This is a genomic window from Herminiimonas glaciei (genome assembly GCF_042664955.1).
GTDB classification, from domain to species: Bacteria; Pseudomonadota; Gammaproteobacteria; order Burkholderiales; family Burkholderiaceae_D; genus Oxalicibacterium; species Oxalicibacterium glaciei.
In genome coordinates this window covers 1,760,027-1,780,294 of sequence record NZ_JBHTBU010000001.1, presented here as the reverse complement: position 1 = coordinate 1,780,294, position 20,268 = coordinate 1,760,027, and the positions used below count along the sequence as shown (strand labels likewise).

Below are 20,268 nucleotides of genomic sequence, written 5' to 3'. Positions count from 1 at the left end.
CGCATGGAAACATCTTCTACAGAAAAATCCATTATATCCCTCGGGCCCTGGCTTGAGACACCAACCGGCAATTACGTGCGGGATTGGGAACACGCGCGTCTGGATGAGTTGACTGTAGACATCTTTGGCTTCAACGCAACCCAGATCGGCTTGCCGCAAATCGATGCCTTGCGCGCCAATCGCATGCCGCACACCTGGCTGACCGATACCGGCTTCCCGCCCAAGGGGCACGACAATGAAGCGCATCCGCTGGTGGTGGTGCAGGATTTTGAAGAATTGCCGTATGCATCGGCCAGCATCGACCTGGTGATCCTGCCGCATGCGCTGGAGTTTGCGAAAGAGCCGCATCAGGTCCTGCGCGAAGTTGAACGGGTGCTGATACCGGAAGGGCAGGTCATCATTTGCGGTTTCAACCCTTACAGTTTCTGGGGGGCGCGACAAATTATCGGGCGTCTCAGTGAATCGTATTTCCTGCCGCAGCAAGGCGAATTCATCAGCCTGCCGCGTGTGAAGGATTGGTTGAAGCTATTGAATATGGAAGTCAGCGGCGGTTACTTCGGTTGTTATGCGCCGCCGTGTGAAACGCAGAAGTGGCTGGATCGCTTTAATTTCCTGGAAAATGTCGGCGAGCGCTGGTGGCCTTATCTCGGCGCGGTATATGTGGTGCAGGCGGTCAAGCGCGTGCGCGGCATGCACCTGATAGGCCCGGCCTGGAAAACACAAAAAGCCACTGCGCCACAAGGTGTACCGGCGACCAATAAAATACATAAGTCACACAAGTAGCAGAGAGAAAAGAAAGCAGCATGGACAAGATAGATATATATAGCGATGGCGCATGCAAGGGCAATCCCGGCCGTGGTGGCTGGGGTGCGTTGCTGGTGATGGGCGAACGTGAAAAAGAAATATTCGGTGGCGAGCTGGACACCACCAATAACCGTATGGAATTGAAAGCAGTGATTGAAGCGCTCAACCTGTTGACGCGTCCCTGCGAAGTCGTTGTACATACCGATAGCCAATACGTACAAAAGGGCATCAGTGAATGGATACACGGCTGGAAAGCGCGCGGCTGGAAAACCGCTGCCAAGGCACCGGTCAAGAATGTAGACTTGTGGCAAGCGCTGGATGCGGCGCAGGCGCGCCACAAAATAGAATGGCGCTGGGTACGTGGTCATAACGGCCATGCCGGCAATGAGCGCGCCGATGCGCTGGCCAATCGCGGTGTCGAAGTTGCAGCTTAATGCTGGTTTCGATACTTGCCGTCTTTTCTTCACCCTTTTGAATACTGAGTAAGCATGCGACAAATTGTTCTCGATACCGAAACGACCGGCCTGAATCCGCGCTCCGGTGATCGCATCATTGAAATAGGTTGCGTCGAGCTGGTTAACCGACGCCTGACCGGTAACAACTTCCATCACTACATCAATCCTGAACGTGACTCGGAAGAGGGCGCGCTGGCAGTGCACGGATTGACTACTGAATTCCTCAGCGACAAACCAAAGTTTGCAGAAATCGCCGCCGAGTTCCGCGACTACATCAGCGGTGCCGATGTCATCATCCACAACGCACCTTTCGATATCGGCTTCCTCGATGCCGAGTTGAAACGCGTCAATACACCGAGCTTCAAGGAACATGTCGGTGAAGTGATCGATACCCTGGTGCAGGCCAAGGAAATGCATCCGGGCAAACGCAATTCGCTGGACGCCTTATGCGATCGCTACGGTATCTCGAATGCACATCGTGCCTTGCACGGTGCGTTGCTGGATGCGGAGTTGCTGGCCGAAGTCTACCTGGCGATGACGCGTGGCCAGAACAGCCTCAGCATGGATCTCGGTGCATCGGATGTCGGTAGTGACGGACAAGTGCTGGAGGTAGTGGCGATTGCACCGGTACAGTTGCTGGCAGCGACCGAAGAAGAGCTGGCTGCACATGCTGCGATGGTGGAAAGCCTGGACAAGCAAGTGAAGGGGCAGTCGGTCTGGCGCAAGCTCGAGGCAAATTGAAGGGCATATGCTTTTATGAGATAATTTGCGCCACCTCGGGAGGTTAGCTCAGGGGTAGAGCGATCGCCTCACACGCGATAGGTCACAAGTTCGAAACTTGTACTTCCCACCAAAGTTTTCCTGCAAGGCCGCTCTTCGGCGGCTGTTTAATTTCCCCCTTTTACTCCCAGATCTTCCTTGCCTCGAGGCTCGGGTGCTTGCGTCTGCTTGGCGCAACGAAGGGCGCGGCAGATATTGACGCGACTAAGCGCCAATGCAAGAATGAGAACGATTCTCAAATAAAGCCTAGCCAGTGCCTCTTCCGATAGATGCCAGCCAGCTGTGTCCAACCACGTCATCTGGAAGTGTCCTGCGCATCGTGAACCCGCATTCAGACTCCGTCGCCCTCCTGTATAACAGCCACCACGGCTGGCTGCATGGCTGGCTGCGCAAAAAGCTCGGCTGTACCCATCATGCGGCCGACCTGGCGCAAGACACCTTCGTGCGCATGCTGATTCGTTGCGATCACCAGGCATTGCGCGAACCCCGGGCCTACCTGACGACGATTGCAAATGGTTTGCTAATCGATCACTGGCGCCGCCAGGAACTTGAGCGCGCGTGGCTGGAAGCGCTGGCGAGCCAGCCTGAACCGATCACGCCATCAGCTGAATATCGTGCGCTGATACTGGAAGCGCTATTGCAGGTTGATCGCATGCTGGAAAACCTGTCGGATAAAACCAGGCGTGCTTTCCTGTTGGCGCAAATCCATGGCTATACCTATCAGCAAATTGCGACCGAACTCCAGGTATCCGAGCGCATGGTAAAAAAATATATGGCGCAAGCCATGCTGGCCTGCATTGCCCTGGATATCGCGCATGACTAATCGGCTGGACGCGGATGCGATTGCTTTCGGTACGCTGCAACAGGCGGCCGAATGGTTTGCCCTGTTGCGTTCGGACAGCATCAGCGACAGTGATCGCATCGGCTGGCAAAAATGGCTGGGCGCGAATGCTGAACATCGCCGTGCCTGGGCCAGGGTGGAAGCGGTCAGCCAGCAATTTGAAACGTTTACACCGGAACCGGAACAGAGCGCTGCGGTTAATGCTCTGGATGCTTCGAGTCGTTTGCGCAAACAACGTCGCCGCGCATTGAAGATGCTTACCTTGTTGTGTTCCGCAGGTGGTGTCGGCTGGATGGCAGCCCGGCTGGATCCGGTACAACGGACCTGGCTGGCGTTTTCTTCCGACTACTCCACTGCAGTGGGAGAGACCAAGGACGTGCTGCTGGCTGACGGTACACAAGTGTGGCTGAACACGGCGTCTGCATTGAATGCCCGCTTCCAGCCAGACTTGCGTCGTCTGGTTTTGCTGGGTGGCGAGATATTGATAGAGACTGCACAAGACCCGGAACGGCCAGCGCGACCGTTTGTGGTTGACAGTGCACAAGGACGCATGCGTGCTTTGGGTACACGGTTCACCGTGCGTCAGCTGGATGGTATGACCAGGCTGAGTGTCTATGCCGGCGCGGTAGAGATCACGCCTGTCAATTCATCGGCGCCGCCGCAGATTATCGCTGCGGGTCAACAAGCCCTGTTTAGCGCGGAGCAGATAGAGACGCCTGCTGTGGTCGATCCGGCCAATCAGGCATGGGCTAAAGGTGTGCTATTCGCCGATCAACTGACGCTGGCTGACTTTGTCGCCGAGCTATCCCGTTATCACAAAGGCTATCTGGCATGTGCGCCTGAGGTCGCCGATTTGCGAGTGGTCGGGGCTTATCCGCTACACGATATGAATAAAACCTTCGCGATGCTGGAGACCGCATTGCCTGTAACGGTCAAGACCACTTTCCTGTGGTGGGTCAGCATACAAGCGCGCGTATAAAAATATTTTCAGGTTTCAGTTCCCCTTTTTGAATCTGGTTCGGCAGACAGGACATCACTCTCTGTCATCCACATTTCAAGAAGGTAAAAACATGTTGGCATCCACTTCATTTCCGTCCGCCAAGCTCAGCAGCCCTGTCGGTACATTACGGCCGCTGGTGATTGCGGTTGCCAGTGCAGTCTTGTTGCTTGCCCCGGTTGTCGTGACACCGTATGCGCAAGCAGCAGAACCCGCGGCCAGCAGCGTGACCAGAAGCTACAGCATTCCGGCCGGTCCGCTGGCCGGGGTGTTGAATCGATTTGCCGGCGAGTCGGGGATTTTTCTATCGGCCGATGGCAGCCTCACAAGTGGTGAACGCAGTGCCGGCGTACAGGGCACGCTTACCGTACAACAGGCTCTTAACAAGATATTGGCCGGCACCGGACTGGAAGCGGTGGTGCAATCTAACGGTAGTTACGTCTTGCGTAAATTGCCGTCATCCGGTGAAGTGACCTTGCCGCTGGTGCATGTGTCCGGTTCGGCGGACAAGGAAGATGCCTGGGGGCCGGTAAAAGGATATGTCGCCAAGCGCACGGCATCCGGCACCAAGACCGACACGCCTATCATAGAGACACCGCAATCGATCACGGTGATCGGTGCGGAAGAGATAGAAACATTGAAGTCGCAGAGCATACAAGATGCGCTCGGTTACGCGGCGGGCGTGAGTCGCTTCGAGGCTTTGTCGCGCGTGCAGGATACGATATACCTGCGCGGTTTCCAGGCGCAAGCCAGTACCGGCAGCATTTATCGCGACGGTAGCAAGTACACCGTCAATGCCTTCAACGGCAAACAGGAAATCTATGGCATGGAGCGTATCGAGTTGTTGAAAGGTGCGGCTTCGGTCCTGTATGGTTCAGCCGGGCCGGGTGGCATCATTAATATGGTGAGTAAGCGGCCGACGACTACGCCTTTGCGAGAATTGAATGTGGAGCTGGGAAGTTTCAATCGCAAACAGATTTCAGGTGATTTTGGCGGTGCGTTGGATGATGACGGTGTATGGTCGTACCGACTGACCTTCCTGGAGCGCAGGAGCGATACCTTTATTGATTACGTCGCCGATGATCGTACCTTCATCGCGCCTGCGATCAAGTGGCAACCGAATGCCGCCACGTCCTTGACCTTGCTGACCGACTATCAGAAGGACAAGACCAATTATGTTTACTGGTTGCCTGCGCAAGGCACGGTACTACCCAATGTCTTTGGCCCGATTCCACGCAATCGTTTTACCGGCGAACCCGGTTATAGCAAATTCGACGCTAGCCGCTATTCGATCGGATACCTGTTCGAGCATGCTTTCAATGATCAACTCAAGCTCAGGAACAGCTTGCGTTATTTCCACTCGACGAGTGACTTCCCGCAAGTGTGGGTATCCGGCCTGGCTGCAGATCAGCGTACGACGGCATTCCGTGGCGGTACCTTGCGTTGGGAACGTTCATCGTCCGTTGTTTCTGATACGTCTTTGGAGTATCAGCTGAATCATGGCAATGTGAAGCAGACCTTGTTGCTTGGTATGGACTATACGCGGCAAAAAAATCAATCCAAGCGCTATGACAGGACGGCCGGCAGCCTTGATTACTACAATCCTGTCTATGGCGGCGCACTCGGTACACCGACGCCGGACAACTGGTGGTCATATAACTCGGACAGCAGGCAGCTCGGCGTGTATGCGCAAGATCAAATCAAGATAGTGGACAAGTGGGTAGTTTTGTTGGGCGGTCGTTACGATCAGGTCAGTTATGACCAGAGCAATCTGTTCACTGGAGCCAAGGATATAGATAAGGAAAAGAATCACGCATTCACCGGTCGTGCGGGTTTGGTTTACCTTGCCGACAATGGGCTGGCTCCATTCATCAGTTTCAGTGAATCGTTTGAACCGACTACCGGCCGCGATCGTTTGGGTAAGCGTTTCGATCCAAGCACCGGTAAACAATACGAAATAGGCTTGAGGTATCAACCGAAGGATAGCGATACCCTGATCTCGGCTGCGATATACGAATTGACCAAACAAAATGTTTCGGTCGCTGATCCGGTTAATCCGACCTATGAGGCGCAGATCGGTGAAATACGTTCGCGCGGCTTTGAATTGGAGGCGCGTACGCGTATAGGCCGTAACACCAATCTTATTGCCGCATACGGATACACCGATGCACGCACTACCAAAGCCAGCCCCTTGCAACCGTCGCAGGTGGGGCAGCGCTCACCGGGTATTCCGTATAACCAGTTCTCTATCTGGGCTGACTACAGCTTTGGCAACTTCGGATTGCCGACACTGAAAGTAGGCGGTGGTATGCGTTATCAGGATGAGACCAAGCCTAACGTTGGCACTTTTGAGGTGCCATCCTTTACGCTATTTGATGCGATGGTCAGCTACACCGCGGGGCCATGGAGGTTCGCGTTGAATATCAATAACCTGACCGATAAAACTTATATCGGCAGCTGTACCACTGGTTGTTTCTATGGAGAGCCGCGTAAGGTGATCAGCACTGCGACCTATCGCTGGTAAGCGCTTTTGCGTGAAGTTTGTGGGTAATAAAAAAGCCTGATGATTTCTCGTCAGGCTTTTTTGTTTGGGGCGAGCAGTTTCTACTTAATCACAAAAATCCAGCGGCAAGCGACGCGGGAAATGTTGTCCTTTACCGGATCGATCTGCGTCACGCAGTGTGCGCCAGGTGTATGCCAAGGCATTCTCTACCGCTTCTACCGTGGCCTCACCCAAAGCGAGGCGACCGGCGAGCGTACTGGCCAATGTGCAGCCGGAGCCATGATAGCTGCCCGGCAGACGATCGCAGGTAAAGGTATGCGAGCTGCCATCACGTGAATACAAGCGGTTGTGTACTTCCTGCTCGTCACCGTGCCCGCCGGTGATCAACAAGTGTTGGCAGAAGGGCAGTAACTTGGCTGCGCATTCATCTGCGGTGCCATTTGGCAATTCCGCCAGGATGCGTGCTTCCGGCAAGTTGGGGGTGACCACGGTTGCCAATGGCAACAGGCGTTCCCGCATCGCGTAACCGACTTCATCTTTACCCAGTGCGCCACCGCCGCCGGCACGCAAGACCGGATCGCACACTACCGGCACGTTCGGCAGGCGCTGCAGGATGCTGGCCACGGTATCCACCATTTCAACCGAGCCCAGCATGCCGAGCTTGACGCCGGCGATAGGCAAGTCGGTGATCACGGCTTCGGCCTGTGCGAGGACCCAGGCCGAATCCAGTACGCGGAAATCGGAGACATCAACCGAGTTTTGTACAGTCAGTGCGGTGACGGTAGGAGCAGCGTGGCAGCCCTGTGCCATCAGTGCTTCGATATCGGCTTGCAGGCCGGCACCACCGCTGGGATCGTGGCCGGAAAGACAGAGGACGACAGGGCGGGAACTGGAAGTATTCATTGTGCTGATTGACTCTTTAAACATGGCGGCTTCTTTGGAAGTCGGCCTGAGAAAAAATGGTTGGCGCAAGTATTGAACGGAACTAGCTCGCCAGACGACGCGTTGCGTCCGCCATTATAGCCGTGACCGGGAGTTGGAACCTTGATCCGGGCTTGGTTTCCGGGTCTGGGTGGGGGGGCTCAGGGAAAAAGGTTTTGCTTGCGGATGATGTCTGCAATATTGTCCGCCGGCAGCGGCCACGCGACGTAATAGCCCTGGACTTCGTCGCAGGACAGGGTTTGCAGGATATGCAACTGTTCCAGCGTCTCGACGCCCTCGGCCACGACGCGCATGCCGAGGGCCTTGGCCATCGAGACAATGGCGGTAAAGAAGATTTCGCCATCCTTGCCGCGCCCGAGTTGTGAGGTGAAGGCCTGGTCGATCTTGAGGATGTCCATGTCCAGCCTTTGCAGCAGCGACAATGATGAATAGCCGGTACCGAAATCATCGACATGGACCTTGATACCCATTTCATTGATCGCGGTCAGTTCATCAAAGATGTCGCCGATATTGCGCATCATGGCGGATTCCGTCAGTTCGATTTCCAGCAGAGACGCGGGGATGCCATGCTTGGCAAGACTGGCCGCGATTGATTTCTTGACCTTGCCTTCATTGAATTGATGCGGCGACACATTGACCGATACCGGCACCACTTCCACACCTTGTTTGCGCCAGCTCGCCAGCTGTGCGCAGACCTTGTCGACCACCAGTTCACCAATCGGGTTGATCAGGCCGCTTTCTTCGGCCAGGCTGATGAAGTCATTCGGCAAGACCAGGCCACGTGTCGGATGCTGCCAGCGTATCAATGCTTCTATACCGAGTAGTTTACCGGTCTGGGTTTGCACGCGCGGCTGGTAATAAATGAGGAACTGGTCTTCCTTGATCGCCTGTTGCAATTCCTGCTCGGTATTGAGCCGCATCTTGATGTCTTCATACAGCGTATGGTCGTAGAAGCGGAACTGCCCCTTGCTGCCGGTTTTTGCCGCATACATCGCGATGTCGGCGTTTTTGATGAGGGTTTCCACGTCCTGCCCGTCGCGCGGGAAGATGCTGATACCGATAGAACAGCCGATGCGGTTCTTTTGCGATGTCGTGTCGCGCGGGATTTCGAAAGGTTCGCGCAAGACCTGGTTGATCGCATGTGCAATATGCGCCGCTTCTTCTTCGCTATGGATTGCTTCCAGGATTACTGTGAATTCATCACCGCCTATGCGTATGACTTTGTCGCTCGGTCGCAGTACCGAACGCAGGCGTTTGGCGACCGTGCACAGCAACTGGTCACCGGCGGAGTGCCCAAGCGTATCGTTGACGTTCTTGAAGTCATCAAGGTCGATGAAGAGTATCGCCAGCATCGTTGCATTCGCCTTGGCGTTTTCCAAAGCCTTGGGCAAATAGCTCATGAACCAGTGGCGGTTCGGCAGCGCCGTCAAGCCATCTTCAGTCGCCAGGCGTGACATTTCACGTTCGTGGCGTTTGGGTTCGCTGATATCGCGCAAGGTGATGGCGAGGCCGTTGTCAGAGCGGACGAATTTCCGCTTCAGCCATTCCGCATCGATAGGGCTGTCGGCCGGCACCTGATAGTCATCTTCGAAGAAACCGGTTTCCATCGCGATGCGATAGGCTTGCATCACCTTGTCAAAGTATTCGCCGGAATAAAAGTCGGATACCTTGACGCCGGTGAACTTGTCCTTGCTCATGTTATAGAAGGATGCGCCTTTTTCATTGCAGTCGACGACCTGGAAATCGGTGATGAATTCATTGCGATCCCGCATCGGCAGCAGGATATAGAAGCCTTCATTGCCGCCTTCGGTCGCGATGCGGTAGGTTTCGCGGATCGCATCTGCTTGCTGCTTGCGCCATGCCAAGCGTACCGACATCCACATCGCGGCAGTGGCAAACAATAGCAGGAGCGCGCTGCCGAACAGGGCAATCTTGCGATACAGGGCCAGATTGTTTTCATACGGCAGCAGGATGTCTTCCTTGCTCAGGCCGACCATGACAAAGAAGGGATAGCCCTTCAGTTTTTGGGTCGCGATGAAGTGGGTATCGGTATCCGCATATTGGCGGGTATTGCTTACGATATTGCTCGCGCTATGCTCGGGCCGGAGTGGAAATGATACCAGCGAGAGTGCATCATTTTTACGGCCCCGCATTTGCGCGACGCGTTCGACACCATCATTGCCGATGAAGGCCAGCACGCCGTCATGCCCGAGGATAGGATCGTCGGCAAACAGCGTGAAAAATTCCGGCGCCAGGCCCAATACCAGTACGCCGGCAAAAGTGCCGTCTTCATTCTCGAGGCGGCGTGTCACCTGGACAATGCGTTCCTTGCTGAGACGGCCTATGGTTGGCGTGCTGATGCGTAATTCCGTCGACATATTGTGTGCATGGAATTTGAAATATTCGCGATCAGATACGGTGAACATTTGCGTCACCGGCACGCTGGTAGTGAGCGGGCGTCCGTCGACATCGTAAATCGCAACCGAGGAAAACTGCGGCACGTTCAACAAGCCTTTACCTATCATCTCTTCAAAGCCGAGATAACCTTTCGATTGCTCCCAACCGTATTTGATTTGCTGTGCCAACTGGTCGAGCTGTTCTATGCTCCTGGTCAGGTATTGCGCATAGGCCTTGGAGATGGAGACCGCTTGTTTGGCTGCATTTTCCTGCAGGATTTTCTTATCGTTTTCGAGCTTGGAATAAACCACACCCCACAACAGGGCGATCAGCAGCAGGGCCGAGAGCGGCCACAGAATCACCAGGCGCAGATGCCTTTGGATAAAGCTGATTTTCGGTGAACTATCGCGCGGGTAATCACCTTGGTTTTTCGCATGCATAAGAATAATCAACCGAGCATAGGTTATGTTCTGTGATGGAAACGAGACGAGGTAAGCGAGCGATAGCGAAAGAATGCGGATCTACGCTTGCTCTTGGGACTGACGAATGGCAGTCCGGGAGGTCGAAGAACGTTTCTTGCGTTTCTGGTTAACGGTCTGGTCTAAAAATATTCAAATATCTGTCAGCTTCTTTGCATAAGGTTGGTACCGGCATTGATGTGTGCCGTGGCGGTTTATCTCTGCTTTTTTTATTCTTTTCCGACGCCGGCTTTCAGTGGATCGTGCCGGAAAGCGACCTAGTGTAGTCATTCGGAAATATTGCTGTTATCCCATAGATATGGGAGAAAAAGTGGCCCTGACACCTTAATTAACAAATGCAAACCATTCTTCTTTTCGGCAGGATGTTGCCCATAGGGAAAACTGAAAAATGCGGCTTTTTGGCCTGTGGTATCAAACATACTTTTAATTTTAAATTTAACAATTTCATGGGGGAAATCGCGATGAGTCTTGATAAATTAGTATCGCAATTGACATTTAGACTACTGAAAATGAGGCCTGCTGCGGGCCGCTGAACCGCAGCCGGATTGATTTTGCGCTGTTGAACAGCATGCAGGAAATGAAAAAGCCTGCTTTGAAGAGGGATCGCTTATGTTGGTCATCAAGTTGTAAGTTGTAGTGCGATGTGGGCGGATATTTATCTTGTGCGCAATGATTTGCATGCATCTGTGTCTTGCTGTCAGGCTATGGGACGCGTACCATGAAGCCATACAACAATGACATTTTTTACGGAGACATCAATGTCAGTTCACTTGATTGAAGCAGTACGTTTTAACGATGCAGGCGACAGGGTGGAAATGGTGAGATGGGGGCGCGGCCACCGCAAAGGTGACGGTTCTCCAGGTTGGGAAGCAGTGACGACAGAGCATGACGTCAGTCTGGTGGTTGATGCACTGCACTTCGGTGACGAAGTGGCGACGGCCTTCCGGGTAGGTAATGAAATGGTGCTGGGCCCGCGCGTCCACATCGTGATACATCAACACGGTATCGAAGACATCGATACGATAGACCACGATGTCCCGGGCCGTACATTGGCAGATTTGCCGCGATTTTGAACTGTCGCCAACCGGCGCCGGTGATTTATATATTTGAGATTGGAAGCAGTAATGGGTGGTGATTTAACGACGGATGAGTTCGACGCGCTGGCGCAGATAGTGGCCGGTATCAAAGCCGGAGAACGACCATCCGCCTGCGTAGCAAGAAATACCAAGCGCCTGCTCGGCCTCAAATATATCGAATATGCGAAAAACGGCCAGCTCGCCCTAAGCGAGAAAGGCAAGCAAACCTTGTTTATCAAGGGTTGCATCAATGGCTTGCGTGCCATTGCGAACGATCCTGCAACAGTATTGAAATCCGATGTGCAGACTTTCCTCGGCAAAAAAGGCCACATCGCAGCGAAAGACGGTGGGTACGAAATCACGGAAAAAGGCCGGGAGTGCCTGGCTGATATTGATGCCCGTAGTAAATAGTCGGTCCCTTTCCGCCTGATATCCACACCCGCATCGTGGGCATAGTGCTGCGCAATGCACACTTGCAAACATGATCGTATAATCGCCTCTGGTTACCACCTTGCCATCTCCACGGCATGGTGGTGAGGTTTCCAATTTAATCTGTATGTAAAGGCACCGCATCCGAGTGCCGCACTAGGTCGAAGTAATCGTTTTTTCTTTTTATTCGAATGCGTCTCACAGAAATACGTGAAATGCGTTCTTAAGGGGGAGCGTTACATGGAATCTGTTCACTTACCTGGATTAAGTCCGCCTCGTTCTGCCTGCGCAGACGGGAGGGCGACCATAGCCTGCGAAATACCCGCAGCTATTCTGCACCGGCTCAATGAACATCGGGCCACGTTTCTTGTCTACACCATACTTATTGCCGCCGCACGAGCGTGTGCGGTCCCGTCAGGAATTTTTCAGATAGGGCTTAAGCGATGAACGATCGAAACAACCATCTCACCACGCCAGCTACTTTAATGGCTGAATCTTTCAGTAGTACGCAGATAGAAGCGGCACTGCGCATCCTGAAGCATCTCTTGCATAACTTCCCCGGTGCGACCGCATTCCGCGTCCTGGGCGACAAGCTCGACCAGATCGAAATTGCCACACCCAAGTTCACGCTGCTGCTGCGTGATCCGGCCGTGTTGCGCAAACTCGTATTCGGGCGCAGCCCCTTGCCGCTGGCCGACGCCTATATCAATGGCTTGATCGATATCGATGGTGACCTGTATGCGGCTTTGGGCCTCAAACAGTATTTCGCATCCTTCGATTTCTCGCTGGCGACGCGGTGGGCATTATTGCGTGATGCCTGGCGTCTGCCGTCGAAACCCAAGAACCTGCCGACTACACCTTTCGGTTCCGGCGAGTTTGCACACAAGCACTCGAAGACCAGCGACCAGGCGGCGATTTCCTTCCATTACGATGTCTCCAATTCCTTCTATAAATTATGGCTGGATAAGGAAATGGTGTATTCCTGTGCTTACTTCCACTCCCTCGAAGACACGCTGGAACAGGCGCAGAAAAACAAGCTCGATCATATCTGCCGCAAATTGCGCCTCAAACCGGGGGAACGTTTTCTTGACGTGGGTTGCGGCTGGGGCGCGATGGTGTGTTGGGCCGCAAGTCACTATGGCGTGAAAGCACATGGCATTACGCTGAGCGAGAAACAATATGAGTATGCGCAGGCACGTATCCAGGCCGAAGGATTAAGCCATCTGGTAACAGTCGAGTTGCGCGATTACCGTGACCTCGAAGGTGAATCGGTCTACGACAAGATTTCCAGCATAGGCATGTTTGAACACGTAGGGCTGGCGAATTTGCCGGTCTACAATGCCACCATCAAACGCGTGCTGCGCCCGGGCGGGCTCTTCCTCAATCACGGCATTACACATGATGAAGAAGGCTGGCAACGCACGATAGATACCGAGTTCATCAACCGTTATGTGTTCCCGGATGGTGAGCTGGATACTGTCAGCAATATCCAGCGCCGCATGGAGCAGACCGGTTTTGAAATCCACGACGTCGAAGCCTTGCGTCCGCATTACGCACTGACGCTCAGGCAATGGGTCAGCCGGCTCGAGGATCACCGCGAAGAGGCATTGCAATACGTCGGTGAATCAGCCTATCGCGTTTGGCGTTTGTATATGGCGGCATGCGCGCTTGAATTCGAGTACGGCGGCACCGGCATCTATCAAATCCTGGCGTCCAAGCCGGGTGGTGCGGAACCTGCAGTGCCATTGACGCGCGGCGATATCTACGCCGCTTCCTAGGGCCAGGCCTGAACGACAAAAGCCGCATCCTGTTACGGGATGCGGCTTTTCTTTGCTCTGACGATTAGCGGTAGCTGGCTACCGCCTTGGGCAGTTCCTCAATCAAATGCATACGCAGGCTTTGCGCTGCCGGTGACAACGGATATCCGGCGCGGGTAAGTACCGCAAGTTCACGCTCTATCACCGGCGCGCTGACTGTCCGTAATTCCAGGCCCATACGTTCCGCTACCGGCAACACGCCGGTTGTAACGATGGCTACGCCGACACCAGCGCGCACCATGCCGGTCATGGTCCAGGGCAGGGCCACTTCATACGCCGGTGTCAATGTGATGCCCACACGTGCCAGGTGCCGGTCCAGATAGGTACGGATCAGGCTCGGTGGTTTCAGCAATATCGGCTGGGTTGCTGCGATGTCTTGCCAGGTGATGGTTTTCTTGCGCATCAGCGGATGTTCCTTGTGCATCAGCACTGCATACTTATCGTGCCCGATGACCTGCGCCAGCATGCTGCTATCTCCTTCCAGCGTCATGCCGATGCCGATATCCACGGTACCGGCGACGATGAGTTCGCGCACCTGGCGTTCGGCCACGTCCTCGACGATCACGCGTATACCCGGATAGCGACGATTAAAGCTTTTCAAAAGATCCGGGATGACAGTCGCCGCATGCAGGGAACCCGCAGCGATAGTGACGCGTCCTTTCTTCAGCGCCAGCAGGTCGCGCGAGTTTTCCACCACCGACAGCAAATCCATCAATGTTTTTTGCGCGACCGGCAGCAAGTCATGCCCCGCATCGGTGAGTTCCAGGCGGCGCGTGTGACGATCAAACAAACGCAGGCCCAGCAAGGTTTCGAGGTCGCGTACCAACAGGCTGAGTGAAGACTGCGATACGCCGAGCAATTCAGCAGCCAGCGTGAACTTGCCGGTTTCAGCAACGGTGACGAAAGCACGTAGTTGCCGCAGCGTTATATTCATGAGATTACCTCATCAATTTATATGTATATCTATATTTACATATAAATGGCTGGCTGAGAAGCTACTCCCAGGCAAAGGCGCATGTGCGCCTGTCAGCTTCAACTGAAGGAGTAGCCAGGTGGATTCACCCCCAGCAAAACAGCGCATCCCGATTAATGTCGTGGTCAGCGAGATCCGCACTTTGACGCCGACGATCAAGGCCTTTGTGCTGCACAGCACGGATGGTGCAGCACTACCTGCTTATACCGCCGGTGCGCACATACGCGTGCAAGTCATTCTGCCGGGCGGAGATGCAGATGAGCGTTCTTACTCATTGATTGACGACAGTGTAGGCAGTGAATGCAGGAGCCATTACCGGATCGCGGTGCAACTGGAGGCCAATGGCAAAGGTGGCTCGCCCTTTATGCATGGCTTGAAGGTCGGTTCACAGTTAAACATACGCCCCCCCCAAAATGATTTCCCTTTGGATGAAACTGCCACGCACAGTGTACTTATCGCTGGTGGCATCGGCATTACGCCCATCCTGGCTATGGCTTATGCGTTGCAGGCGAGCGGTCGTTCTTTTGAATTTCACTACGGCACGCGCAGTCCCGACTTGATGGCATTCCGCGACGCGGTGGAAACATTCCGCAATGTCGTACTGTACTTCGACGGCGGCGATCCGCGGCGCGGCCTGCAACTGGAAAGCTTGTTGGCGCATCCTGCCGATGGCAAACATGTGTATGTCTGTGGTCCTCGTGGCTTGATCGATGCGGTGATCGCGACGGCTAAACACCATGGCTGGGCTGATGATCATGTGCATTTCGAATTATTCAATTCTCCTGCGGTGCAGGGCGGCGATACGGCATTCGAAGTGGAATTGCGGGCTTCCGGCAAGACACTGCAGGTACCCGCCGACAAGTCGATCCTGGACGTCATCCTGGCAGCTGGTTGTGACTTGATGTACGACTGCAAGCGCGGCGAATGCGGGATGTGTGCCACTGCGGTACTGGAAGGTATTCCGGAGCACCGCGACTACAACCTGCCGGACGACGAACGCGCTGGCGGCAAGGTCATGTGCATCTGCGTATCGCGCGCCAAATCCCCACGGCTGGTACTGGACCTCTGAGTAGCGGCCTGTCGACAAATCACCATATTCCCTATAACCAGCAAGGAGACATAAGCATGGGTACTTTCATACGTAATGCCTGGTATGTGGCAGCGTGGAGCAAGGAGGTCGGGCGTCAGTATTTGACGCGCCGCATCCTGGGCGAACCGGTACTGATGTATCGGAAGGAAGATGGCTCGCCGGTCGCGCTGCTGGATCGCTGCCCGCACAAGCTGGCACCGCTGTCACTGGGCGAACTCAAAGGCGATATCGTTGAATGCGGTTATCACGGCTTGCAGTTTGATTGCAGCGGCACCTGTGTGCGCGTACCCGGCCAGCCGCAGATCCCACCGGCAGCGCAGGTCAAAAGTTTCCCTCTGGTAGAGCGTTACAACGCAGTCTGGATCTGGATGGGGGAAGAGGCGTTGGCGAACCCGGACGATATAGTCGAGGTTGAGCGTTACCGGATGCCGGGCTGGGACTTGATCGACGGTCAGTACCTGCACTTCAAGAGTAATTATCTGAACATCACAGACAATCTTGTCGATCCCGCACACACCACTTATGTGCATAAAAACACCATAGGCAATGCCGCCGGCGAAAATGTCACAGTCAAGGTGGAGCAGGGCGAGCAGCATGTGCTCGCATATCGCTGGATAGAAAATGCCGAGCCGATACCGCTGGCAAAAAAAATGGGCGACTTCAAAGGCCTGACTGATCGCTGGCAGTACTACTACCTGCTCATGCCATCGATTTCATATGTGGATTTCGGCACGGTGGATGCCGGGGTCGAACGCAACGAAGAGAATAAAAATCGTGGCCTGCGTTCCTTCTCCTATAACTTCCTGACACCCGAAACAGAAAACACCACCCATTACTTCTGGCTGCATGTGCGTAACTACCAGACCGGTAAGCCGGATATCGATGCCGACGTTACAAAACTCATGACGCTGACCTTTGAAGAAGACATGGCGATACTCGCCGCCGTGCAGCAGGCACAGGAAGAAACCGGCGTGCGGGAGTACGTACGTCTGGGAATTGACAATGCGCCGGCACGCATACGCAAGATGGTGGATAAGCGCATCGCTGCCGAACAGCTTGCAGCAGAAAGCAATGTACCCATCACGCGAGCAGAGCTGCAAGTCGCAGGATAGGTTGTAGTCAGCACGTCCAACAACATTATTAAAACGGAGGCAAGGATATGGAATTTTCTATCGGCTGCAATGGTCGCGGCGCACAACACATCCCGGGCAAGGTCGTCAGCGTGGATGAACAATTCAGATTGATAAAAAGCACCGGTGTTTTCGATCACTTCGATCGCATGCCGCAACCGGGGCTGGAACGGGAATACATAGATGCGGCGAATAAATACGATCTGCCTATCCGCACCGGTTTATGGTCATATACCGCTGGCCGCGATGAAGCGGTACTCGAAAAGAATTTGCGCCTGTGTAAAGAGGCCGGCGCAGAGTGCCACAACATCATGCTCTACACCCGGCATGCGCAAGGGCATGTGGTGACAGATCAGGAAGTGGTCGATTTCTATCTGCATGCTTATGCCCTGGGTGAAAAAATCGGCATCGTGATTGGCTTCGAAGTGCACATCTATATGTGGACCGAAGATTTCCGCCGCGTAACACGCGTTGCCGACATGGTGCGCTCACACGGCGTGCCTTTCAACTTCGTGCTCGACCACAGTCACGTGCTGTTGAAAGTCGATAACCTGGAAGAGCAGGACGTCAGCGGGATTCGTGCAGACGTGGAAAAAGGCCTTTGCATCATCGATCCGTATGAGCCGGGTAATGTGCTGGACGACTGGATTGCGCAAAACATGACCGTATGGCTGCAAATCCGCCCGGTCTCTCCGAATGGGCCGCGGAATCAATGGCAGCTGAACCCCAGCGACACCTATGGTCGCGCCTGCCAGTATCCATTCTTTAAACCCAGGCCGGGTGAATGGCATTCGCCATGGCATGCCTATCGGGTCGAGCCATGCAAGGAAGTGGTGCGCCGTGTTTTGCGGCAGCACCGCGACCAGCCCAATAGTCCGCTGCGCTGGATCACTACCGACATGATAGACATGCCGGACTATGGCGGTGGCTGCAAGTATTCGCTGCTGGAACATAATGTCGCGATTGCCGAATGGTTCAGGCAAACCTGGGAAGACATCAAGGCGGAAAAGACCAGTGGCATACCGGCGGAAGCGCGCAGCAGATAGTCATCATCAGGCCGCCCCCTTGCAAAAAGGGTAAGGGGGACGGCCATTTTTCGATAATCCGCACAATACTTGATCGATATCAAATGCCCGAAATGGCGTAGCGGTAACGTAGACACGTTCCCATTAAACCAAGAAGGTAATCATGAAAAAATCGGTATTGGCTATCGCCCTGTGCTCTTTGGCAGCCCTCAGTTCGCAAGCATTTGCGCAGCAAACACAAGAAGGTTCATGGCTGGTTCGCGTCCGCGCAGTCAACCTCGACCCGGCGAACAAGTCCGACCCGATAGGCGGCGTTGGCGCATCAGATCGCCTCACCATCAATTCCAAAGTCATCCCGGAACTCGACATCAGCTACTTCTTCACGCCTAACTGGGCGACAGAGCTGGTGCTGACCTATCCGCAAAAACAAAAAGTATCGCTGGACGGTACCCAGATCGGTACCTTCAAACATTTGCCGCCTACCTTGACGCTGCAATACCACTTCACACCGGAAAAAACCATCAGCCCTTATGTCGGTGCCGGTATCAACTACACTCGCATTTCCAGCGTTGATTTGCTCAATGGCGCAGCGACCTTGGAAAAAAGCAGCTTCGGTCTGGCCTTGCAAGCTGGTGTTGATTTCAAAATCGATAAAAACTGGTCGATTAACCTAGACGTGAAGAAAGTACAGATTCGTAGTGATGTGAATACTGCGGCTGGTCAATTGAGTGCTGTGAAGGTTGATCCCTGGCTGGTGGGCGTAGGTGTGGGTTATCGCTTCTAAAGCATGGGAGTGGCTGGTATTGAACCGGCTGCCACTCAATGAAAAAGGTTTGCGTTATACGTAGACCTTTTTTCTTGTGATATCTGGGACCCAGATGGTACGCCATATATATGGGATGGTTTTATCGCAACAAATCTCTTATAAGTGACGAACCAAAAATCACGAGAAATTTGACGGATGAAAACGCTGTATCAGGTGCTGGGAGTAAGCGGACAGGCGAGTTCGCCTGAAATCGAGCAAGCATATAAAACCGGCCTTGCAGCGCTGGCTAACGGAGCTACGACGCTCAACCCTGAAGAGCGGGATATCCGGGAGAAAGTAGTCCGCGAGGCCTACGCCATCCTCTCGTCCCCGAATCGCCGTTCTGCTTACGATGAGAAATTAAGAAATAAGACCAGGGTGGCGGAGCTTATCGTCGAAAGTTCGCCATTTCCATGGATGAAGATAGTCGCGGCACTGTTGCTGGTGGTCGGGTGCCTTTACGTCTACCAAGTGCAGGCGGATAAAGCAGAAGCAGAGCTCGCTGCATTGGAAGCAAAAAAAGCCGAGGCGGAAGCCGAGCGCGCTGAACAACTGGCATTGGCCGAACAGGCGCGACTGGAACAGCAAAAGTTGCAGGAACAAAGAGCGATACAGTCAAAGCAGGATTTTGAGATTGCACAGTTCAGACGCGAAGAACGGCTGCGTACAGAGCGTGCCCAGAAAGCAGACACGCAAGCAACTGAGAAGGCTGCTGCCACCCGCTGAGTTAGCTCAGTGTACGATGTTCTTCAATACCACTGGACCCGCACTAACACTGTGACCAAGATCACCGCAAAACCGAATATGGCAACGAACTCACGCTTATGTGGGGTGGAACTGGATGGTGGGTAACGTCCCAAAGTCAAAACCTTTAAGAACAGCCATCCCGGCCAATAAAATATATTCGTCAATATAACGTCGACTATCAGCCAGCCGACGGCGCGTACAACGACTTCCGCAATTGCATCGAGTGCCATTGGTGCCTTTCACATTAGTTTAAATAATGTAGGACATCTTTTTCTTCGATTTACGGCTGCTAATTGATGCCGAGGTTCTCTTGCCTGGCTATCTGAATCATTGATATTGCCGTAAATGCTTACTTATCTTAGCTTATTGCAAGTGCTCGCGATAATTTTTCAGACATCGGCAAACGTACTTCAGAAATTGCCTGTGCCACTGCTTCCGGACCAAACACCAAACCTTGCAGCGGGAAGAAGTGGATGTCGCTGATGCCTATCGACGCGAGTGCATAGCGCAGGTAAGGCGTCAGGAAGTCCTGCTGTTTCGCACGTTCGCCGGCAAAGAAGCCCCCCGAGCTGACCAGCACAAAGGTAGGACGATCTTTCATCAAGCCGACCTTGCCTTGGGGTGTGGCGGCGAAGCTGCGATGGATGCGGATCACATGATCGAGCCAGAGCTTCAGCGCGGCTGGAATCGTAAAGTTGTGCATGGGTGTGACGATGAAGAGTACATCGTGCTGTTCCAGTTCGACGATCAATTGTTCCGACTGTTGTAGTCCGTCGGCATCGTGTGCGGTATTCGATGTGATCGCCAACGCGTAGTCGCGGCCTATCGGTGGCAGCGGAGCCTGCACCAGGTCACGTTCGGTTATGTGTGCATCCGTGATGCCGGCCGCGGCCAGCGTTTCCCTGGCGAGACGATAGCCGTGGCTGGCATCGCTGTGCGGGCCGCAGTTCAATAACAAAATACGATTCATGTCATCCC

Annotated in this window: 18 protein-coding genes and 1 tRNA gene; 15 read left to right on the top strand and 4 right to left on the bottom strand. The window is 54.0% G+C overall.

Annotated elements, in window-relative coordinates; all coding sequences use genetic code 11:
• Window positions 1-3: 3 nt before the first annotated feature.
• The 7 genes from ACFQPC_RS08025 (at window position 4) to ACFQPC_RS07995 (ending at window position 6,401) form a co-directional block, all read left to right on the top strand.
• Entirely contained in the window at window positions 4-783 is a 780-nt protein-coding gene (locus ACFQPC_RS08025) for a class I SAM-dependent methyltransferase (RefSeq protein WP_382271369.1), read from the top strand.
• A gap of 20 nt (window positions 784-803) precedes the next feature.
• Window positions 804-1,238 (top strand): ribonuclease HI, encoded by a 435-nt coding sequence (rnhA, locus tag ACFQPC_RS08020; protein WP_012079068.1) that lies wholly within the window; start codon window positions 804-806, stop codon window positions 1,236-1,238.
• A gap of 54 nt (window positions 1,239-1,292) precedes the next feature.
• On the top strand, window positions 1,293-2,000 hold the full coding sequence (gene dnaQ, locus ACFQPC_RS08015) for a DNA polymerase III subunit epsilon (protein WP_382271368.1): 708 nt from the start codon (window positions 1,293-1,295) through the stop codon (window positions 1,998-2,000).
• A 37-nt stretch (window positions 2,001-2,037) separates the two neighbouring features.
• A tRNA-Val gene (locus tag ACFQPC_RS08010) sits at window positions 2,038-2,112 on the top strand.
• A 246-nt stretch (window positions 2,113-2,358) separates the two neighbouring features.
• Window positions 2,359-2,862, top strand: a complete 504-nt coding sequence (locus tag ACFQPC_RS08005) for a sigma-70 family RNA polymerase sigma factor (protein ID WP_382271367.1) — start codon at window positions 2,359-2,361, stop codon at window positions 2,860-2,862.
• Window positions 2,855-3,859 carry a FecR domain-containing protein gene (locus ACFQPC_RS08000; protein WP_382271366.1) on the top strand — a complete coding sequence of 335 codons (1,005 nt, stop codon included), beginning with the start codon at window positions 2,855-2,857 and terminating at the stop codon, window positions 3,857-3,859. Before ACFQPC_RS08005 ends, ACFQPC_RS08000 begins: the two co-directional genes overlap by 8 nt.
• Before the next feature lie 91 nt (window positions 3,860-3,950).
• A complete protein-coding gene (locus ACFQPC_RS07995; RefSeq protein ID WP_382271365.1) occupies window positions 3,951-6,401 on the top strand; it encodes a TonB-dependent siderophore receptor in 2,451 nt (816 codons plus the stop codon).
• A gap of 84 nt (window positions 6,402-6,485) precedes the next feature.
• Here the strand turns inward: ACFQPC_RS07995 and ACFQPC_RS07990 are convergent, their stop codons facing one another.
• Together ACFQPC_RS07990 and ACFQPC_RS07985 are read right to left on the bottom strand one after the other, a co-directional pair.
• Entirely contained in the window at window positions 6,486-7,283 is a 798-nt protein-coding gene (locus ACFQPC_RS07990; RefSeq protein WP_382271364.1) for a hydroxymethylpyrimidine/phosphomethylpyrimidine kinase, read from the bottom strand.
• A 179-nt stretch (window positions 7,284-7,462) separates the two neighbouring features.
• Window positions 7,463-10,159: a bifunctional diguanylate cyclase/phosphodiesterase gene (locus ACFQPC_RS07985; RefSeq protein WP_382271362.1), complete on the bottom strand. Its 2,697-nt coding sequence runs from the start codon at window positions 10,157-10,159 to the stop codon at window positions 7,463-7,465.
• A 797-nt stretch (window positions 10,160-10,956) separates the two neighbouring features.
• Here ACFQPC_RS07985 and ACFQPC_RS07980 point away from each other — a divergent pair.
• The 3 genes from ACFQPC_RS07980 to ACFQPC_RS07970 all read left to right on the top strand — a co-directional run bounded on the left by ACFQPC_RS07980 (window position 10,957) and on the right by ACFQPC_RS07970 (window position 13,481).
• Window positions 10,957-11,271: a hypothetical protein gene (locus ACFQPC_RS07980; protein ID WP_382271360.1), complete on the top strand. Its 315-nt coding sequence runs from the start codon at window positions 10,957-10,959 to the stop codon at window positions 11,269-11,271.
• 51 nt (window positions 11,272-11,322) lie between these two features.
• The gene (locus ACFQPC_RS07975; RefSeq protein WP_012079076.1) at window positions 11,323-11,685 is read left to right on the top strand and encodes a hypothetical protein; all 363 of its coding nucleotides are present in this window, start codon (window positions 11,323-11,325) and stop codon (window positions 11,683-11,685) included.
• 461 nt (window positions 11,686-12,146) lie between these two features.
• Entirely contained in the window at window positions 12,147-13,481 is a 1,335-nt protein-coding gene (locus ACFQPC_RS07970) for a class I SAM-dependent methyltransferase (RefSeq protein WP_382271358.1), read from the top strand.
• Window positions 13,482-13,545: 64 nt separating this feature from the next.
• Here ACFQPC_RS07970 and ACFQPC_RS07965 read toward each other — a convergent pair whose 3' ends face one another.
• A complete protein-coding gene (locus ACFQPC_RS07965) occupies window positions 13,546-14,454 on the bottom strand; it encodes a LysR family transcriptional regulator (protein ID WP_382271356.1) in 909 nt (302 codons plus the stop codon).
• 118 nt (window positions 14,455-14,572) lie between these two features.
• Between ACFQPC_RS07965 and ACFQPC_RS07960 the strand changes: the two genes are divergently transcribed.
• The 5 genes from ACFQPC_RS07960 (at window position 14,573) to ACFQPC_RS07940 (ending at window position 19,269) form a co-directional block, all read left to right on the top strand.
• Window positions 14,573-15,562, top strand: coding sequence for a PDR/VanB family oxidoreductase (locus ACFQPC_RS07960; protein WP_382271354.1), 990 nt, complete (start codon window positions 14,573-14,575; stop codon window positions 15,560-15,562).
• A gap of 56 nt (window positions 15,563-15,618) precedes the next feature.
• Complete coding sequence (locus ACFQPC_RS07955; protein ID WP_382271352.1) at window positions 15,619-16,695, top strand: aromatic ring-hydroxylating dioxygenase subunit alpha; 1,077 nt, start codon at window positions 15,619-15,621, stop codon at window positions 16,693-16,695.
• A 47-nt stretch (window positions 16,696-16,742) separates the two neighbouring features.
• Entirely contained in the window at window positions 16,743-17,759 is a 1,017-nt protein-coding gene (locus tag ACFQPC_RS07950) for a xylose isomerase (protein WP_382271350.1), read from the top strand.
• Window positions 17,760-17,901: 142 nt separating this feature from the next.
• Window positions 17,902-18,522: an OmpW/AlkL family protein gene (locus tag ACFQPC_RS07945; RefSeq protein ID WP_382271348.1), complete on the top strand. Its 621-nt coding sequence runs from the start codon at window positions 17,902-17,904 to the stop codon at window positions 18,520-18,522.
• 177 nt (window positions 18,523-18,699) lie between these two features.
• Window positions 18,700-19,269 carry a DnaJ domain-containing protein gene (locus ACFQPC_RS07940; RefSeq protein ID WP_382271346.1) on the top strand — a complete coding sequence of 190 codons (570 nt, stop codon included), beginning with the start codon at window positions 18,700-18,702 and terminating at the stop codon, window positions 19,267-19,269.
• Window positions 19,270-19,648: 379 nt separating this feature from the next.
• Here the strand turns inward: ACFQPC_RS07940 and ACFQPC_RS07935 are convergent, their stop codons facing one another.
• Entirely contained in the window at window positions 19,649-20,260 is a 612-nt protein-coding gene (locus ACFQPC_RS07935; protein ID WP_382271344.1) for an FMN-dependent NADH-azoreductase, read from the bottom strand.
• Between the last annotated feature and the right edge of the window lie 8 nt (window positions 20,261-20,268).

Bases quoted from the DNA above. Each gene is read 5' to 3' on its own strand.
- ACFQPC_RS08025 (WP_382271369.1), top strand. From the start codon at position 4: ATGGAAACATCTTCTACAGAAAAATCCATTATATCCCTCGGGCCCTGG.
- rnhA (WP_012079068.1), top strand. From the start codon at position 804: ATGGACAAGATAGATATATATAGCGATGGCGCATGCAAGGGCAATCCC.
- dnaQ (WP_382271368.1), top strand. From the start codon at position 1,293: ATGCGACAAATTGTTCTCGATACCGAAACGACCGGCCTGAATCCGCGC.
- ACFQPC_RS08000 (WP_382271366.1), top strand. From the start codon at position 2,855: ATGACTAATCGGCTGGACGCGGATGCGATTGCTTTCGGTACGCTGCAA.
- ACFQPC_RS07995 (WP_382271365.1), top strand. From the start codon at position 3,951: ATGTTGGCATCCACTTCATTTCCGTCCGCCAAGCTCAGCAGCCCTGTC.
- ACFQPC_RS07990 (WP_382271364.1), bottom strand. From the start codon at position 7,283: ATGAATACTTCCAGTTCCCGCCCTGTCGTCCTCTGTCTTTCCGGCCAC.
- ACFQPC_RS07985 (WP_382271362.1), bottom strand. From the start codon at position 10,159: ATGCATGCGAAAAACCAAGGTGATTACCCGCGCGATAGTTCACCGAAA.
- ACFQPC_RS07980 (WP_382271360.1), top strand. From the start codon at position 10,957: ATGTCAGTTCACTTGATTGAAGCAGTACGTTTTAACGATGCAGGCGAC.
- ACFQPC_RS07975 (WP_012079076.1), top strand. From the start codon at position 11,323: ATGGGTGGTGATTTAACGACGGATGAGTTCGACGCGCTGGCGCAGATA.
- ACFQPC_RS07970 (WP_382271358.1), top strand. From the start codon at position 12,147: ATGAACGATCGAAACAACCATCTCACCACGCCAGCTACTTTAATGGCT.
- ACFQPC_RS07965 (WP_382271356.1), bottom strand. From the start codon at position 14,454: ATGAATATAACGCTGCGGCAACTACGTGCTTTCGTCACCGTTGCTGAA.
- ACFQPC_RS07955 (WP_382271352.1), top strand. From the start codon at position 15,619: ATGGGTACTTTCATACGTAATGCCTGGTATGTGGCAGCGTGGAGCAAG.
- ACFQPC_RS07950 (WP_382271350.1), top strand. From the start codon at position 16,743: ATGGAATTTTCTATCGGCTGCAATGGTCGCGGCGCACAACACATCCCG.
- ACFQPC_RS07945 (WP_382271348.1), top strand. From the start codon at position 17,902: ATGAAAAAATCGGTATTGGCTATCGCCCTGTGCTCTTTGGCAGCCCTC.
- ACFQPC_RS07940 (WP_382271346.1), top strand. From the start codon at position 18,700: ATGAAAACGCTGTATCAGGTGCTGGGAGTAAGCGGACAGGCGAGTTCG.
- ACFQPC_RS07935 (WP_382271344.1), bottom strand. From the start codon at position 20,260: ATGAATCGTATTTTGTTATTGAACTGCGGCCCGCACAGCGATGCCAGC.